Source organism: Gemmata obscuriglobus (genome assembly GCF_008065095.1).
Lineage (GTDB): Bacteria > Planctomycetota > Planctomycetia > Gemmatales > Gemmataceae > Gemmata > Gemmata obscuriglobus.
The window spans coordinates 7,466,185-7,482,437 of the sequence record NZ_CP042911.1 but is presented as its reverse complement, the minus strand read 5'-3'; the positions used below and the strand labels follow the sequence as shown (position 1 = coordinate 7,482,437).

Sequence of the window (16,253 nt, the reverse complement as noted above, 5' to 3'; positions counted from 1 at the left end):
CAGTATACCCGGTTCGCGTCCGCCCGGGTGCCGAATCGGCGGACGGGCCGGCGGCTACTTGATCTCGCCCGAGTGCCCCTTGATCTCGCCGACCGGCTCGGCGCGGCCGCCGAGGTGCTTGGCGAGGAACTGCTCGGTGACCGCGAAGAAGTGCAGCCGGTTCTCCGGCCGGGCGAACCCGTGGCCCTCGTCGGGGTACAGCACGTACTCCACCGGTTTGCCGTTCTTCCGCATGGCCTCGACGATCTGGTCGCTCTCCGCGACCTTCACCCGCGGGTCGTTCTTGCCCTGGCCGATCAGGAGCGGCTTGGTGATGTCGTTTACCTTGAACAGCGGCGACCGCTCCTTGAGGAACGCCTCCTCCTTTTCGAGGTCGCCGACCCGCTTGGCGAACAGCGCCTTGGCCGGCGCCCAGTACGGCGGGACGGTCTTCAGCAGCGTGACGATGCTGCTCGGCCCGACGATGTCCACGCCGCACGTGAACGCGTCCGGGGTGAACGTGAGCCCGACCAGCGTCGCGTACCCGCCGTAGCTGCCGCCCATGATCGCGACCCGGGCCGGGTCCGCGACGCCCTGCTTGACGGCCCACTCCTTGGCGTCGATCAGGTCCTGGTGCATCTTCCCGGCCCACTCCCGGTTGCCGGCGTTCAGGAACTTCTTGCCGTACCCGGTGCTGCCGCGGAAGTTCACCTGGAGCACCGCGTACCCGCGGTTCGCGAGGAACTGCGTCAGCGAGCTGAAGCCCCAGTTGTCGCGCGCCCACGGGCCGCCGTGGACCAGGAGCACGGTGGGCAGGTTCTTCGCGTCCACCCCGACCGGCTTGGTCAGGTACCCGTGAACGGTGAGCCCGTCCTTGGCCCGGTAGCTGATCGGCTCCATCTGCGCGAGCTTCAGCTTCTCCAGCTTCGAGTTGTTGACGAACAGGAACTCGGCCTTCTTGGCCGCGCGGTCGTAGAGGTAGAACGCGGTGGGGCCGTCGTCGGTGGCATAGGCCACCACCCAAAGGTTCTGGTCGCGGGTCTGGCTGGTGACGCTGAAGTCGCCGCGGCGCACCTTGGCGAGGGCCGCGAAGTCGGCCTTGATGCCGTCGTCGAGGATCTTCCACTCGGTGCGGGCGCGGGTGAACGACACGGCCAGCGGGACGCGCCGCTTGTCGTCGACCATCGCGCCGCTCACGTCCGCGGTCGGGTCCTCGGCCACCACCTCTTCCTTGCCCGTGGCAAGGTCCAGCTTCGTGAGGCGCATGGTGTCGGTCTGGTCGTTGCCGATCACGTACAGGGTGTTCGCGTCCGCGCCGAACGCGGCGGGCTGCCCCTGCTCCTCGTTGGTCCACTGCTTGACGACCTTCCAGTCGGCCCCGGGCTTCTCGCGGACCATCAGGTCGTACCCGCCGGTTTTCGTGTTCACCGCCGTGGCCGCGCGGACGACGAAGTCCTTGTCCGTGGTCCACCCGATTATCAGCCCGGGGTTCTCGGTGTCGAGCTTCTCCGCGCCGGTCGAAATGGTGATCCGGTGCATGTCGAACGCGGCTTTGTTCCGCTTGTTCAGGCCGACGAGCACCGTGTCCGGGTGGTGCTCGTCGAGGTCCACGCCCTCCACGCGGACGCCGTCGAACGGCGTGAGGTCGCGGGTTTTGCCGGTCGCCAGTTCGCTGGCGTAGAGGTGGAAGTTCTCGTCCCCGCCCTTGTCCTGAAGGTACAGGAGGTGCTTGCCGTCGTGCGCCCAATAGTACTGGCGGATGCCGCGCTTCTCGTCGCCGGTGACGGCCCGGTCGTCGGGCTTGCCGGGCTGTGGCGGGTGGCTCCGGACCCAGACCTGGAGGACGTTCTTGGCGTCGGGCGCGAGGTACGCGAGGTGCTTGCCGTCCGGGCTGATTTGCGGCGCGGTCCGGTCCGGGTTGCCGAACAGCACGTCGCGCGGGATCAGCGGCGGGGCCTCGGCCGACGCGACCGCCGGTAGGGCGGCCAGGGCCGCGGCGAGAGCGAAACGGAGCATGTGGGCACCTTGAGAATGGAAAGCGAACACGAGTCCGGTGCTATTCGACGCACCGGGCCGGTGCTTTTACCCGTTTCGGTTCTGGTTTTCAGTCTGGTCCGCTTGCTCCGCGAGCGGTGGCTACGTCGTGCAGTGGGCATTGGGTGTGGTTAACGTGATGCGCGAAGCACCGCTCGCGGAGCGAGCGGACCACACTGAAAGCAAACCCCACGTTCCACATGCCATTTGTCGGCAGGAGCGTTGCGGCCCGCGCTGAAGTTACGCGTGGGCCGAGACATCGAGCCCCGCGGCCCGCTCGGCGACCAGCATTTCGCCCTCGCTGTCCAGGTACCACTCGTCCGGGGTACGGGCGCGGAGGCGCAGGAACAGGTCGTCGCCGACCTGCATCGTGTGCCCCGGGGCGAACCGCTGGCCGGACGTGCGGAGGTAGCGGAGCGCGTTGCCGAACAGCTCGAACGTGAACTGCGCGGACGTGTGATCGGCCGCGTGGAGCGCCAGGTCCGGCAGCCCGAACCGGTGTGCGCCGTAGGTGCGCATCCACACCCCGGGCTGCCCCTCGATTTCCAGCTTCACGAACCCGCAGTACAGCAGCACGAGCGGCAGCCCGCGGAGGGCGCCGAGCATGTCGCCGTTGTCCTCCTCGTGCGCCGTGAGCACGGGCGCCGGGATCGCCGTCCGCGCGGTCTCGTTCAGCGTGAACACCGCCCCGAACGTGGCGAGCACGCCCGCCACCGCGGCGAGCGCGACGTACTGCTCCAGCGGGTCCTGGTCGTACCCGTTGTAGTAGAGCATCACATGCGTCTGGTGCCGGTACGCGACCTCCTTGAACTCCGGGGCGAAGTGCGCGGGCTGCACGCACGCCCGCACCGCCTCCGGGGGCATCGGGCCGGCGAACGCCACCAGCTTGATGACGTGCGGCCCCCAGGCGACGAGGCCCATGATCGCCGGTTCCAGGTCGTGCGGCTTGTCGCGCTTCTTGTCGTCCGGCGGGACGTGGAACAGCTCGACGGTCGCCTGGTCGAGGTCCGGGTGGTAGTCGCGGACGGCGGCCCGGACCGCGTCGGCCTTGAGGTCCAGGGGGATGTCGAACAGGCACTGGAGCCCGAGCGGGTCCCGGAGCCGCGGGTTCGCGACCGGCGGGCCGCCGAGCTTCGGCACGCCCTTTCCGAAAAAGCGGTCCAGCAGGTCGTCGGCCATCGCGCGGCTCGCTCACTTTCTGATTGCGTGCGGTGTTCCCGGCAGTAGTATCATACGCGGTCCCCACTAATCGCTTCCCTCCCACACGCATTCCTCTAAGGAACGCCGCCATGTTGAACCGCGGAAACCTCTCCCGCCGGGGGTTCATGAACCGCTCGGTCACGGCCCTGACGCTCGCCGGGCTGCCGGCGTGGCACGCCAAGGACTGGTTCGGCACCCAGGCCCGCGCCGACGAGCCCAAGACCGGCGCCAACGGCAAAATTAACATCGGGGTGATCGGGGTCGGCCCGAACCCGCGCCGCTCGAACGCGCTGTACGGCGAGGCCAAGAAGTACAAGGACAAGGTGAACTTCACGATGGTGTGCGACGTGGACGGCCGCCACGTCGACCACGCGGTGGCCCAGTACAAGAAGGACGGCTTCGGCGTTAAGGGCACGAAGGACTTCCGGGAACTGGTGACCAGCAAGGACGTGGACGCGGTGATCGTCGCGACCCCCGACCACTGGCACGCGATCATCGCGGTCGCGGCGATGAAGGCCGGGAAGGACGTGTACTGCGAGAAGCCGCTCACGCTGACGATCGAAGAGGCGCTCGCGATGAAGGCCGCGACCGCCGAGACCAAGAGGGTCCTCCAGACCGGCAGCCAGCAGCGGTCCGAGTTCGGCGGCCGGTTCCGGCTCGCGACCGAACTGGTCCGCGCCGGCCGCATCGGCAAGGTGGAAAGCATCGAGTGCCGGATCGGCGAGAACCCCCAGAGCGGGCCGATCAAGGAGGTGGAGGCGCCGAAGGAACTGGACTGGGACATGTGGCTCGGGCCGACCCCGAAAGTGCCGTACCGGCAGGACGGCGGCAAGACGAACTGCCACTACGAGTTCCGCTGGTGGTACGACTACAGCGGCGGGAAGATGACCGACTGGGGCGCGCACCACATCGACATCGCGCAGTGGATGCTGGACATGGACGGCAGCGGCCCGGTCCGCACGGAGGTGCTCGAGGCCGCCAAGGCCTACGATAAGGGCGACGGGTACAACTGCCATAAGACGTTTAAGGTGCTGCACACCTACGCGAACGGCGTGAAGGTGGAGGTGAGCCACGGCGCCGGCTCGACCGTGAAGGGGCTGGTGGACACGAACGGCAACCCGCGCAAGGGCGACCTGATGGGGTTCGAGAACGGCGTGCTGGTGAAGGGCGACAAGGGCACGCTGTTCGTGGGTCGCGGGCTGTTGCTGGCCAGCGATAAAGCGGTGTTCGCGCCGTTCAAGGACGGGGACAAGCCGAAGCTGTACTCGTCGGTCCCGCGGGACCAGATGGGCAACTTCCTCGACTGCGTGAAGACGCGCGAGACGCCGATCTGCGGCGTGGAGGTGGGGGCCGGGTCGGTGATCGTGTGCCACCTGGGCACGATCGCTTTGCGGACCGGTCTGAAACTGGACTGGGACGCGAAGACGAACACGTTCAAGCAGTCGGAGGCGAACAAGCACATCGCTCGCGAGCGCCGCGGCGGCTGGAAGATCAGCTAACGTGCCGACGATTGCCGGATCGGCACTCGCGCGGGCCTCTGGCCCAATGGCACTTAGGCCCAATACCGTTCGTCGAAGCCTCGCTCCAGGGGGGGGCGATGGCGATCGTGTAACGAGTTACGTCACGAAAACGGGCCTCGCCGCCCCCTTCGACGAACGGTATTGCACTTAGGCCAAGGGGCTAAAGTCATCAGGTCAGCAAGTCGTAAAGTCACAAGCCATCATTATCACTGGGCTTGTGACTTTACGACTTTCGACGATCGGACTTTTGACCCGCAGGCCTCAACGCCATTGGGCCGGAAGCCCGCCTTCGTTAACCACAGGATTCGCGGCGCGACGTGGAGTGCGCGTCAGTTCATCGCTTTCTTGCCAGCTACCGGCGGAGCCGCGATGCGATACGACGCACGAAGCTAAGGCGGGCAAGATGCCCGCGCTCCACAGAGAGCAATCGGTGGGCTCCTGACTGAGTGGTCACCGCTTCGCCTTCTCGCGTGACTCCTTCAGGAACGCGGCAAACTTCCCGGCGTCGTTGATCTTCCCTTCGTCGTACACCCCGAACACCTTCACCTTGCCGTCCTGTTGCGGGGCGAGCACGGCGTACAGCGGGAGCTGGTTCGTCTTGAACACTGCGAGCTGAAAGTCGCCGTTTGCGCGACCCTCGGCGGTGCGGGCACGTCCGCCCGGGTCCGCCGCGTAGAACGGCTCCGGGACCTCGTCGGTGAACAGCTTCACCTTCTCGAACTTGCGGAACTCGTCGCGCACCGCGGCTTGCGGAAACACGTTCTGCTCGTTGAGTCGGCAGTTCGAACACGTCTTCCCGGTGAAGTCCACGAACACTGGCTGCCCGCTCTTCTTCGAGGCGTCGAGGGCCTCCTGCAGGTCCGTGCCCCACGCCTCTTCCGCACCCGCCTCGGCCGGCTTGTCTTCGGGCAGCAGGAACGCCTCCACCCACGCGTACACCGCGCCCGACGGCCGCTGCGGCTTGCCGTCGAACTTGAGGAGCGCCGGGGCGAGGTACGCCGACAGCCCGAGGAACAGCAGCGCGAAGATGAGCCGCGGGACGCTGATGTTCGGCTGCTCTTCGTCGTGCGGCAGGCGGTAGGCATTCAAGAGGTACAGCCCGCACGCGAAGCTGATCGCCACCCACCCGCCGAGCACGAGGTCGAACGTGAAGTACTCCGTGCTCGGCAGCAGCCGCAGTTCGGCGGTGCGCAGGAACTTCAGCGCCGCGGCCAGTTCAAGGAACCCCATCACCACCTTCACGCTGTCCAACCACCCGCCCGACCGCGGCAGCGCCTTTAACAACCCGGGCACCAGCGCCAGCACGAAGAACGGCGCGGCGAACGCGGTCGCGAACGCCAGCCCGCCCGCGATCTCCTTGACGGTGAAGCTGCTGTCGGACCCCGCGATCCCCGCGAACCCGCCCAGGAACGGGGCCACGCAGGTAAAACTGATGACGGTGAACGCGAGCGCCCCGAAAATGGTACCGATTACGCCGCCCTTCGACTGTTTGGCCTGGAGCCGTTTCTGGAGCGCGTTCGGGAGGCCGATGTCGTACATCCCGAACAGGCTCAGCGCCAGCACGAAGAACAGCGCACCGAGGAGGACGTTCGTGACCGGGTGGGTGCTCAGCCACGCCATGAACTTGAGCAGCGTGAACGCCGACAGTCCGAGGACCGTGATGATGGTGAGGCAGTACACCGACGCCAGCTTGAGCCGCTCGCCCAGCGACCCGTGCGCCTGCTTCAGGAAGATGCTCACCGTGATGGGGATCATCGGGAACACGCACGGGGTGACCAGCGAGATCAGCCCCCACAGCGCGGCCGTCGCGACGAACGCCCACAGCGTGGGCGGCGGCGGCGGCTCGGCGCCGACCACCGTGGTCTCGAACGCCTTCATCTCCGCGGCGTAGGCGTCGGTCGGCTTGGCGTTCTTGCGTACCGCAACCTTGTCGTGCGCAGCGGTGGTGGTCGGCTTCGTCCCGTCCGCGCCGGACGGGGGTGGCTTCGGCGCCGGAAGGGGGGCCTTTGTCGCCTCGGCGTAGTCCGCGGCGTTGATGGTGGTGGATTCGCCCTCTTCAACCGTGAACTCGGCGGGCGGCAGTTTCCGACCGTCGGTCGGGATGCACTTTCGTGCGTCGCACACCTGGAGCCGGATGCCCTCAAGCAGAACCGCCTTCGGCCCGACCGCCGCTTTCGGCGAGACGACCGCTTTCAGCTCCCACGTGACCGGCGACTCGGTGTACTGGTCCAGTCCCACGCCCGTGTCGCGCGGCTTCTCCTTCCAGGCCACCGCCGGGTCGGCGAGCTTGCCGATGAAGATGAGGTCGCCGGGCGGGGGGAACGCGAGCGTGTTGCGCGACAACTGCTCCTCCCCGTCCTTCGGGAAGGCGGGGTACGTCCACGCATGCGCCTCCGGCCGGGGGGCGACCGTCAGCTTGACCAGCACCGTTTCACCCCGCTTGGCCTTCGCGGGTACGACCTCGACGCTCACACTCGCGCGGGCGGCGAACTCCTTCGGCAAATTCCCCTTGGCACCGATGTCGGGTTGTGCGCCGGCCGGTGCGGAAAGGACGAACAGCACGAAGGCGGCGAGAGGGAGGGCGGAGCGCACCATAACGAAGCACCGCAGAGGGGAACCAAGAACAAAGCCCACGGTCGACCGTGGGCTTTTCTATCGATCAGGGGGCGACATGTCGGTCTGCCCCGTTGAGGGGGCATACACGCCGCCCGCGAACATTCTTACAGACGCGGCCCGGGGCGCCGCTATTCAGAGCCGCCCGCGGGTCACTTGCCCTCGAGCGCCTTGGCCACCTCCGCGGCGTAGGTCTGCTCCACGGCGACGGCCGGGCCGTCGAGCACCTTGAAGGTCGCTTCCACCGGCACCTTCTTCGGCGGGAAGCAGTTGTTGCTGTCGCACACGCTCAGGCTGAACGTGTCCAGTTTCACCGCGACCGCCCCCGGCGTGGCCTTCGGCGAAACGACCACCTTCCGGGTGTAGGTCACGGTGCCGGGGCAGTAGAGCAGTTCCTTGATGCCCAGGTCGGGCTCTTCCTTCGAGAGGGAGCCCTTCGGGTCCTCGGTTTTGCCGACGAACACGAGTTTGTCGGCTTTGGGGAATTTGAGGACGTTTACCATCCCGTCGGCCTTCGGGTCGGGCTGGGTGAGCGGGTACGTGTGGTAGCCGTCGTTGAGTTCGACGGTGAGCGTGAACGTGACCGTCTGCCCCGGCTTGGCCTCGGCCGGCGTGAACTTCCCTTCCACCTTTTTCACGGCCTTCTCGTACCACTTCTGGGCGCTCGCGGTGCCCGGGGCGGCCCCGAGCAGGGCCACGGCCGCGAGTGCGAACGGAACCGCGCAAGTGCGAATCATCAGAGGTCCTCAACGTTCAGAGTGCGGTTCGTGTGTTCCGTGGGCGCGCCAGCCGGTCCCATCGGCCGGTTTACTTCTTCGGTGCGGCGGGCGGTTCGACGCCCTTCAGGTGCAGCGTGGTGACCGTCTTGGTCGCGACGTCCACGACGCGGATGCGGTGGGCGTTCGTGTCGGCGACGTAGAGCTTGCCGCCGGCGTAGCTGATGCCCGCGGGTTCGTTGAACAGGTCCGGGCCGAACCACCCGAGCGGCCGCCCGCCCAGGAACGTCTTCACCTCGCCCGACTTCAGGTCGTAGGTCTTGATCTTGCTGTTGTACGTGTCGGCGATGAACAGCTTGCCGTCGGCGTGAGCCACCCCGAGGGCGTGCTGCAACCGGGCCTCCGTTTTGGCTGCGAGGGGGCCGTCGGCGGCCTGCCCCGCGCCGTCCACGTCGCCGAACACGAACAGCCCGCGGCCGACGAGCGTTTCCACTTTACCTTCGGGGTCCAGCGGCACCTTGCGGATCGCGCTGATCTCACTGTCCGCGACGTACAGGAACTTCCCGTCGCTGGTCAGCCCGCTGGGCTGCGCGAACATCGCCCGCCGCAGGGGGCCGTCGCCGATCGTTTCGCGGCCGTTCCCGGCGTACGGGATCAGGTTCTTCTCCTTCAGGTCGAGCGCCCAGATCTGGTGGTGCCCGGCCATCGCGATGTACAGCTTGTCGCCGCCCAGCCACAGGTCCCACGGGCTGTTCAGCCCGATCTCCTTCGCGGGGACGGGCTGCGTCAGCCGCCGGCTCTCGGCCTCGTGGTCCTGGGTGCCGTTTCCGGCGATCGTCGCAACGGTCTTCGCCTTCAGATCGATCTCGCGGACGAGGTGGTTCTTGCGGTCGGCCACGAACAGCGTGTCGCCGCGCACCGCCATCCCCTGCGGGTCGTCGAACTGCGCCTTATCGAACGGGCCGTCGGTTTTGCCCGGCGCCCCGGTGCCGATGACGTGCAGCTTGTTCCCCGCGAGGTCGGTGACCACGACCCGGTGGTGGGTGCTGTCCGCGATGAACAGCCGCCGGCCCGGTTCGTCCGCGACGACCTTGCCCGGGAAGAACAGCGGCGTGTCCCCGGTCTCGCGAAACTTGGCCAGATCGAAGCGGATCGGCTTCTCGTCGAGCGTCTTCTTTTTCTTGTGTTCGTCAACGAGTTTCCCGACGACCACGTCGAGCAACTCGTAGTTCCCCTCGCCCGAGGTGTACCCGACCAGATTGCCCTCGGGGTCGATCACCACGAACGTGGGCCACGCGTCCACCTGGAACTTGTTCCAGAGCTTGTGGTCGGCGTCGTTCACCACCGGGTGCTCGATCTGGTAGCGGAGGATCGCCTTGCGGATGCTGGCGGTGTCCTTCTCGTTCTCGAACTTCGGCGAGTGAACGCCGATCACGACGAGTTCGTTGGGGTACTTCTTTTCGAGCTTCGCCAGGTCCGGCATGATGTGGATGCAGTTGATGCAGCACAGCGTCCAGAAGTCGAGGATGACGATCTTGCCCTTGAGGTCTTTTTTGAGCGTGAGCGGGCCGGCGCTGTTGAGCCAGGCCACCCCGCCGTCCAGCTCCGGTGCGGGTTCCTTTTTCTCGTCCTTCTTCGCACCTTTCCCGTCCTGCCGGACGCTCGCGAGCGCGCCGAGGTTCGGCAGATCGTGTTGGCCCTTACCGGCCGGTGCGTTCTGCCCACCTAGGCTCGCGTGCCCGGTGGCCGCGTCCGCTGCGAGGTCGCTGGTCCCGCACCCGAGGGCGGCTGGGAGGGAGAAGGCGACGGCACACAGCCACGGTAAGCGGCTCCAACGTCGAGACGGAGCGGACGGCATGGCAGGGCCGGCCGCGGGCGCGGTGTCGCTCATCGTTCTCGCTCCTGGGTCGCGGATCGTGGAACCTATCGTACCCTGCCCCGTTTGGGCCGCCAAGTGCGAAGCCCCGCGGCGCGTTGCGCCAGGGCCGTTCCGCGTTTGGGTCTGGGTTGTCGGAGCAAGGCCCCTCCCCAACCCCTCCCCCAAGGGGAGAGGGGCTCAAAGCACCAGTGTTTTAAGCCCCTCTCCCCTTGGGGGAGGGGTCTTCGTAGCCCGCCCAGTTACACACACGGAACGGCCCTTGGCCGTTGCGGGCGGCGGGCGGCGCAGGGCTTCCACTTGACCCCCCGCGCGCCCCGCGGGTATGGCGCCAGGCTAGATGTCCACTCTCAAGTCTCACAGGAGCACCGAAAATGAGGCGCGCCGCAACCGCAATCGCGATCCTGGTCTCCGCGGGCCTGTGCCCGTCGCTCGCTCGGGCGCAAGTGGCGCTCGGCGAAGCCCCTGCGGCGGGCGAGTGCTTCCGGTACAGCGTGGAGTTCGACCTCGCGGGAAAGCTGATCGTCACACAGGAGGGTGCGAAGGAGGAGGTGCGGCTGGCGGCCAAGGCCCGGCACACGTTCGCCGAGCGCACGCTGAGCGCCGCGGACGGGCTCCCCGTGCGGTCCGTGCGCTACTACGAAGGGGCGGGGGCGTCGGCGGTGGTCGCGTCCGAGCGGTCCGACCGGGCGCTGCCGGCCGACCGGCGGCTCATTATCGCGGCGCGCGGCTCGGACGGGACCTTCTGCTTCAGCCCCGCCGGGCCGCTCACCCGCGACGAACTCGACCTCGTGACCGAGCACTTTAACCCGCAGTGTCTTGCGGGGTTGCTGCCGAACAAGGCCGTGAACGTGGGCGACACCTGGGCCGTCGCCCCGGCCGCGGCGCAGACCGCCTGCCAGTTCGACGGGCTGCTGAAGAACGCCCTGGTGGGCAAACTGACCGCCGCCGCCAACGGCGCCGCGACGTTCACCATTGAAGGGACGGCGGAAGGCATCGAGAACGGCGCGAAGGTGACGTTGACGGTCAGCGCCGCCGGCACCTTCGACACGACCGCGAAGCGTGTCACCGGTTTGACCTGGAAGCAGAAGGACGACCGCGACCAGGGGCCGGTGGCGCCGGCGTCGCAGGTGGACGTCACGGTGGTGCTGAAGCGCGAGGCGCTGGCGGCGCCGCCGAAGGAACTGGGCGATGTCGCGCTGGCGGCCGTTCCGAAGACGGACGTGCCCCCGGCACTGGCACTGCTCCGCCACACCGATCCAAAAAACCGCTACGAGTTGCTCTACCATCGCGACTGGCACGTGACCGGCCAGACCGACCAGCACCTGGTTCTGCGCCTGCTCGACAAGGGCGAGTTCGTCGCCCAGGCGACGCTGGTCGCGTGGAAGAAGGAGGCCGCGGGCAAGCACACCCCCGCGGAGGAGTTCAAGAAGGCCGCGAACGCCTCACCGGGCTGGACCCCGACGCGCCTGCTGGAAGACACCGAGACCTCCGCGCCGGACGGCCGCTGGCTGTACCGGATCGTCACGGAGGGTAAGATGGAGGACCTGCCGGTGGTACAGAGCTTCAACCTGCTCGCCGGCCCCCAGGGCGACCAGGTCGCGGTGACGTTCGCGATGAAGCCCGACAAGGTGAAGGCCGTCGGTAACCGGGACCGCGAACTCCTCAACGCGATCGCGTTCCCCACGAAGAAGTGATTCTCCGACATACCCGGCCGGTGCGCGTCCGAAAGGCCGCGGACCGGGCGTTACGCTGGAACCGAAAATGCGGCGAGTTATTATCGGCGCGTCGTGTTTTCCTGTCCACTGCCCACTGCCCACTGCCCACGACCTGCACAGTTTGTTAAGGTAGACAAAGAGTGCGCAAGCGTTGAACCGGGGGCGTAACGGGGGAACCATGCGGATCGGGGTTGTCAGCGACACCCACGACCGCCAGGAGGCGGTCGCGGAAGCCGTTCGCCTCCTGATGGAGCAGGAGGTTGAGCTCATTTTGCATTGCGGCGACATCGAGTCGCCCGATACGGTTCGCGTGTTCCGACCGGTCCCCACGCACTTCGTGTTCGGCAACTGGGACAAAGACAAAAATCGGCTCGCGACCGCCATCAAGGACGTGGGCGGTACGCACTACGACTCGTTCGGCGCGCTGACCCTCGGGGACAAGCGCATCGCGTGGGTCCACAGCCACGAGCGGCACCAGTTGCGCCAGTTGGAGAACGCGGACTTCTTCGATTACGTGTTCTACGGCCACACTCACGTCCGCGAGCAGCACCGCACCGGCCGCACGCTCGTCGCGAACCCCGGCGCGCTGTTCCGCGCCAACCCGAAAACGTGCATCGTGCTGGACGTGGCGACCGGTGAGATCAAGCCGATCATTGTACTCGGTAAGACGGCGGGGAGCGTCGCCAGCGCGCCCGCCGTGCCCGCCCCGGGCGAAGAAAGTGCCGGGTCGATCGTGGTGCCGCCGAGCCCCGTGCCGGACGCCCCTCTTCCGCCGCCCACTCCTGGCTAGTGCGTGTGGACAGCTACCGTAGTAATATCACGATGGGCACGATGTGAGCGCGTGCTAGGAAGTTGCGCGGGGTTTCGTCACATCGTGTCGCAACTCGTCGGTGTTGCGGAACCTTGGCTCCGAACCGCTCGGCCTGGTCCTTGTACCGGCCGGTATCGATGTCCCGTCGCGTGGTCCGGTTCTTGCCGCTCGGGATCACCACCGCGGCGCTGCGGGTCGCGATGCCATCCACGAAGTCCGGCGTCTGCAGCCTCGTCGGCGATGAAAGCGGCCGCCGCCGGCCACCCGGCACCAGTGCCTCGGCATGCGTGAGTGATGTCGGCGTCCGGACCTGGGCTCCGCAGTGCCCGGGCGGGCAACCCGAGCCCGTTCGCCCGGACGTGGATCTTGGTTCCGAACCCGCCACGACTGCCCCCCAACGCCTGTTCCTCTTGTCCCCCCAATCCCGTCGGACTTTTTGTGCCCCAGCCGCGCACGGGTGCGCCCGGATCGCCATGGGATCGAGGAGCCGCTACCGCAGATCCGGATCCGGGAGCGGTTCGACCGCTCGTGCCCGGCACGAGACCAGCGGTCCATCCCGGTCAAAGGACGCAGGTCAGGAAGGCGCCGGAACTGAAAACGGTCCCGTGAGTCGAGTTGGCCCATGTGGGCCAACTCGTTGTGTACCTCATCCTATGCAGGAAAAACTTACGCGTGTCAAACTGGCAAAAACTTGCGCTCTGTCAACGATAGTTATTGACCCGCGCGGGTCGGCGGCGCGGCTTCTTCAGGGCGCACCGCAGCACCCGCCCGCCTTACCCGTGGTCGGATGCCCGGGTGCGGAGGGGCGCATCCATTCTCCCGGCCCTCAAGGCAACGCCATGAACTGGTTCCGCAACCTGAAGGTGTCGTCCAGGACCGGACTCAGTTCCGGGGCATATCGCGCTGATTGCGGTCGCCGGATCGGGGAGGATTACGCAGCCAAATGTAAGTGACCGCCCGCACGGCACTCATCGTCCGACACGCGGGCGGGGCGAAATACCCGCAACAAGCCGGCGGTGAGTGACGCTGCATCGCACGCGCAACGCGATCCTGGGCGCGGAGCCCGCACGGCGGACCAGGGCCACAACTCTCCCGGACCTCGCAACAAGGTCCATATCGCCAAGGAAATCAAGGAGCTGATCCCAGGTCGGTGAATAAAGGTGGAAGTGGGCACCGAATTGGTCCGCCGCCGTTGATCAGGTCAACGAGGTCGTTTCCCGTGTAAGCTGTGCCACCCGGCGGAAGGCGGATCGGATCGGGGAGGCGGTCGCCGCCGCTCACGCGCTGATAGACCCGGCGGCCCCGTTCCGCAACCGTGTCGGTCGGTTGAAACTCGCACGTGGACCCGGTACGGGCAGGGAAGAATATGGCTTGCAGCAAATCCCGTGCGGCGGTCACGAAGGTGCTCGACACGCGTTGCGGTTGGGGCGATCGAACGTCGAACTGCCACAACCACAACCTCGATTCGCTAGGCGGCAACGGATTCGCAGAATTCTAGTTCCAGTCCGGGCTCGGCCCCGCGGCACGCACGCCCGTGAGCGCACGGGTTCCGCGGGGCAACGCTCTGATCACGTGTGGGCGCGATTCGGCCATTGATCGGTCACGAGAACCAGTTGATATGCCCGAACCACCGTCCAACGTGTTCGTACTTCGCGGCCGGGTGGGCGTGCCCGAATTGCTCCACGCCACGCGTGAAGCGCTGCTCGCCCTCCAAACCGATCCCCGGTGCCAACCCGCACTGGACTGCTCGGGGGTCACGTCGTTCACCGGCGAAGCGCTGCTGCTGCTCACCTGGGTGTGCCAACAACTTCGGGAGGCCGGGGCCACCTTGCGACTGCTCGACATGCCCCAGGTGGTGCTCGAAACCATTGCGGACCGACTGATCGAGGCGACCGTCCCGCCCGAACTGCAGCACCACGTCAAGACGGCAATGAGTGGCAAAACGGAGGAGCATCGCTGGCGCTGGAGAGACGACTTCTCGAACAACTGAGCGGGCCACTCCGATCGAATGGGACACCAACCCGAAGGGCCGTCCGGCACCGTCGCGGGGCCGGCTCGATTTACATGTTGCTAACTTGATGCCAGCGCTTTGTCAGAGGTCGTCAATATGGTCTGGCGAGTGGGTCTGAATTAGCGTGTGCGGCGCACCGGGGCACATTGGCTGTAAGGCTCCCGCTCCGCAGCAATACTGTCCGATGTCGCCCGGCCGAACCGACAGGACGCGCACATGGACAAGGTGAAGCTCGGGTCACAAGGCGCGGTCGTTTCCCGAATGGGGCTCGGCTGCATGGGGATGAGCGAATTCTACGGAGCACGGGACGACGCCGAATCCGCCGCCACACTGCTCCGCGCGCTGGACCTCGGGGTCACGTTCCTCGACACCGCCGACATGTACGGGATCGGTGACAACGAGGAACTCGTCGGCCGGACGATCAAGCCGCGCCGGGACGAGGTGTTCCTGGCCACCAAGTTCGGCAACGTGCGCAAGAAGGACGACCCGGCGTACTGGGCCATCAGCGGCCGGCCCGAGTACGTAAGGCAGGCGTGCGACGACGAGGTCACGCCACGGTTTGTGCTGTGGCACCCTCTGATTTGTGGCAGAGTGTATCTCGTTTGCGGAACGAGGAGCCCGGCCGTTCGGCGAAGAACCGTGGGAGCCGGTCGTCTTGGCTCAGCACGGCGGCCCGCAGTTGCAGGATCGATTCGGCACCGTCGGGCCGGGTCCAATGCTTCTGTGTGCTCTTCACCCGGGCGTTGATCTCGCCCACCAGTGACTCGACCAAGCTACTCGTCGTCGGTAGCCCGTTGCGCCGGTATCGCGGGTACGCCACGCGATCCCGATTGTTCCCCAAGTAGGTCCGCGCGTGCGCCACCACCCGGCGCGGGTCCCGGCGCTCCTCGGCCGTCGCCGCCTCACCCGGTGGGGGCTCACCCAGCCGCGCCTGCCACTGATCCAGTTCGGTGAGCACTTCTCCAACGCGACCCTGCCAGCACGCGCGCATCCAGGCCACGTATTGGGACCAACCCGACGCCTCATCGGGGCTCACGGCCGCGGCCGACGAGAACACGTAACACACCGCGTGCAGGAAATCCACGATCGGCTCGAACGCACCAAAGTACCCGCGCCAGATGGTCCAGTTGTACGCCTGACCGTCGGCTACGAACGCCCGACGCGGGGCCTCATAGAAGCGCCGCTCCTGGGCCTCGGCGGCCATCATCGGGCCGAACGCGGTACTCCCCTCCAGGCTCGCCACGCACGTCCGCACCAACCGCGTCGGGGACCACCGCTCGGCCCCTTCGGGTTCCCCGGCCGGCACCGGGGGCGTCGATTCGTCCACGGTTTCCGGGGGCGCGACCTCGCCCGCCGGGCCCTTCATCTGCTGCACCAGGCGCCGCACCCGGCGCGGGCAGCGGAACGACTCGGGCGGCTCGGGGCACGGGTCCGTGGCGAACGTGGGGCCACTCAGGGTGGCCAGGCACGCCACCTTGTCCTCCTTGTTCTGGGCCTCGTGAACACCCGGGCCGGCGCCCGCGGCGCGGGTGCGGATGCGCCCCCCATCGACCTCGACCACCACGGCCACGGGCACCACCGCGGTCCGCGGCTCTAACTGGCGGCGCCGGTGCTCGACCGCCTTCCGATCGCGCCGCGCGATCAACTCGTGCCCGACCTCGTGAGCCAGTCGGCGCACCTGGTTGTCGCTGATCGTGACCCCGGTCATCCGCACCGCCTCGGCGGCATCCCGGAACGAGGAGAACCGGGCGGCGGCCGTGACGATGCGTTGAACG

General features: G+C 67.2%; 10 protein-coding genes and 1 pseudogene. 5 read left to right on the top strand and 6 right to left on the bottom strand.

Features of this window, described 5'->3' with window-relative positions; translation table 11 throughout:
* Positions 1-54: 54 nt before the first annotated feature.
* Both GobsT_RS30800 and GobsT_RS30795 read right to left on the bottom strand, forming a co-directional pair.
* Entirely contained in the window at positions 55-1,995 is a 1,941-nt protein-coding gene (locus GobsT_RS30800) for a S9 family peptidase (RefSeq protein WP_010044468.1), read from the bottom strand.
* A gap of 258 nt (positions 1,996-2,253) precedes the next feature.
* A complete protein-coding gene (locus GobsT_RS30795) occupies positions 2,254-3,192 on the bottom strand; it encodes a DUF4261 domain-containing protein (RefSeq protein WP_010044469.1) in 939 nt (312 codons plus the stop codon).
* A gap of 110 nt (positions 3,193-3,302) precedes the next feature.
* Here GobsT_RS30795 and GobsT_RS30790 point away from each other — a divergent pair, with 110 nt between their 5' ends.
* Complete coding sequence (locus GobsT_RS30790; protein ID WP_010044470.1) at positions 3,303-4,712, top strand: Gfo/Idh/MocA family protein; 1,410 nt, start codon at positions 3,303-3,305, stop codon at positions 4,710-4,712.
* A gap of 471 nt (positions 4,713-5,183) precedes the next feature.
* Here the strand turns inward: GobsT_RS30790 and GobsT_RS30785 are convergent, their stop codons facing one another.
* The 3 genes from GobsT_RS30785 to GobsT_RS30775 all read right to left on the bottom strand — a co-directional run bounded on the left by GobsT_RS30785 (position 5,184) and on the right by GobsT_RS30775 (position 9,953).
* A complete protein-coding gene (locus GobsT_RS30785; RefSeq protein ID WP_010044471.1) occupies positions 5,184-7,328 on the bottom strand; it encodes a protein-disulfide reductase DsbD family protein in 2,145 nt (714 codons plus the stop codon).
* Between the two features lie 170 nt (positions 7,329-7,498).
* Positions 7,499-8,083: a hypothetical protein gene (locus GobsT_RS30780; protein ID WP_010044472.1), complete on the bottom strand. Its 585-nt coding sequence runs from the start codon at positions 8,081-8,083 to the stop codon at positions 7,499-7,501.
* 70 nt (positions 8,084-8,153) lie between these two features.
* Entirely contained in the window at positions 8,154-9,953 is a 1,800-nt protein-coding gene (locus tag GobsT_RS30775) for a TlpA-like protein (RefSeq protein ID WP_010044477.1), read from the bottom strand.
* Positions 9,954-10,312: 359 nt separating this feature from the next.
* Here GobsT_RS30775 and GobsT_RS30770 point away from each other — a divergent pair, with 359 nt between their 5' ends.
* From GobsT_RS30770 to GobsT_RS30750, 4 genes and pseudogenes are all read left to right on the top strand, one after another.
* Positions 10,313-11,635 (top strand): hypothetical protein, encoded by a 1,323-nt coding sequence (locus GobsT_RS30770; protein WP_010044482.1) that lies wholly within the window; start codon positions 10,313-10,315, stop codon positions 11,633-11,635.
* A gap of 199 nt (positions 11,636-11,834) precedes the next feature.
* Positions 11,835-12,446: a metallophosphoesterase family protein gene (locus tag GobsT_RS30765; RefSeq protein WP_010044484.1), complete on the top strand. Its 612-nt coding sequence runs from the start codon at positions 11,835-11,837 to the stop codon at positions 12,444-12,446.
* A gap of 1,639 nt (positions 12,447-14,085) precedes the next feature.
* Positions 14,086-14,457, top strand: coding sequence for an STAS domain-containing protein (locus tag GobsT_RS30755; protein WP_010044488.1), 372 nt, complete (start codon positions 14,086-14,088; stop codon positions 14,455-14,457).
* A 237-nt stretch (positions 14,458-14,694) separates the two neighbouring features.
* A pseudogene (locus GobsT_RS30750) lies at positions 14,695-15,018 on the top strand (aldo/keto reductase); the annotation flags it as partial.
* Positions 15,019-15,025: 7 nt separating this feature from the next.
* Here the strand turns inward: GobsT_RS30750 and GobsT_RS30745 are convergent.
* Positions 15,026-16,186, bottom strand: coding sequence for a hypothetical protein (locus tag GobsT_RS30745; protein WP_010044491.1), 1,161 nt, complete (start codon positions 16,184-16,186; stop codon positions 15,026-15,028).
* Between the last annotated feature and the right edge of the window lie 67 nt (positions 16,187-16,253).

Bases quoted from the DNA above. Each gene is read 5' to 3' on its own strand.
- GobsT_RS30800 (WP_010044468.1), bottom strand. From the start codon at position 1,995: ATGCTCCGTTTCGCTCTCGCCGCGGCCCTGGCCGCCCTACCGGCGGTC.
- GobsT_RS30795 (WP_010044469.1), bottom strand. From the start codon at position 3,192: ATGGCCGACGACCTGCTGGACCGCTTTTTCGGAAAGGGCGTGCCGAAG.
- GobsT_RS30790 (WP_010044470.1), top strand. From the start codon at position 3,303: ATGTTGAACCGCGGAAACCTCTCCCGCCGGGGGTTCATGAACCGCTCG.
- GobsT_RS30785 (WP_010044471.1), bottom strand. From the start codon at position 7,328: ATGGTGCGCTCCGCCCTCCCTCTCGCCGCCTTCGTGCTGTTCGTCCTT.
- GobsT_RS30780 (WP_010044472.1), bottom strand. From the start codon at position 8,083: ATGATTCGCACTTGCGCGGTTCCGTTCGCACTCGCGGCCGTGGCCCTG.
- GobsT_RS30775 (WP_010044477.1), bottom strand. From the start codon at position 9,953: ATGAGCGACACCGCGCCCGCGGCCGGCCCTGCCATGCCGTCCGCTCCG.
- GobsT_RS30770 (WP_010044482.1), top strand. From the start codon at position 10,313: ATGAGGCGCGCCGCAACCGCAATCGCGATCCTGGTCTCCGCGGGCCTG.
- GobsT_RS30765 (WP_010044484.1), top strand. From the start codon at position 11,835: ATGCGGATCGGGGTTGTCAGCGACACCCACGACCGCCAGGAGGCGGTC.
- GobsT_RS30755 (WP_010044488.1), top strand. From the start codon at position 14,086: ATGCCCGAACCACCGTCCAACGTGTTCGTACTTCGCGGCCGGGTGGGC.
- GobsT_RS30745 (WP_010044491.1), bottom strand. From the start codon at position 16,186: ATGACCGGGGTCACGATCAGCGACAACCAGGTGCGCCGACTGGCTCAC.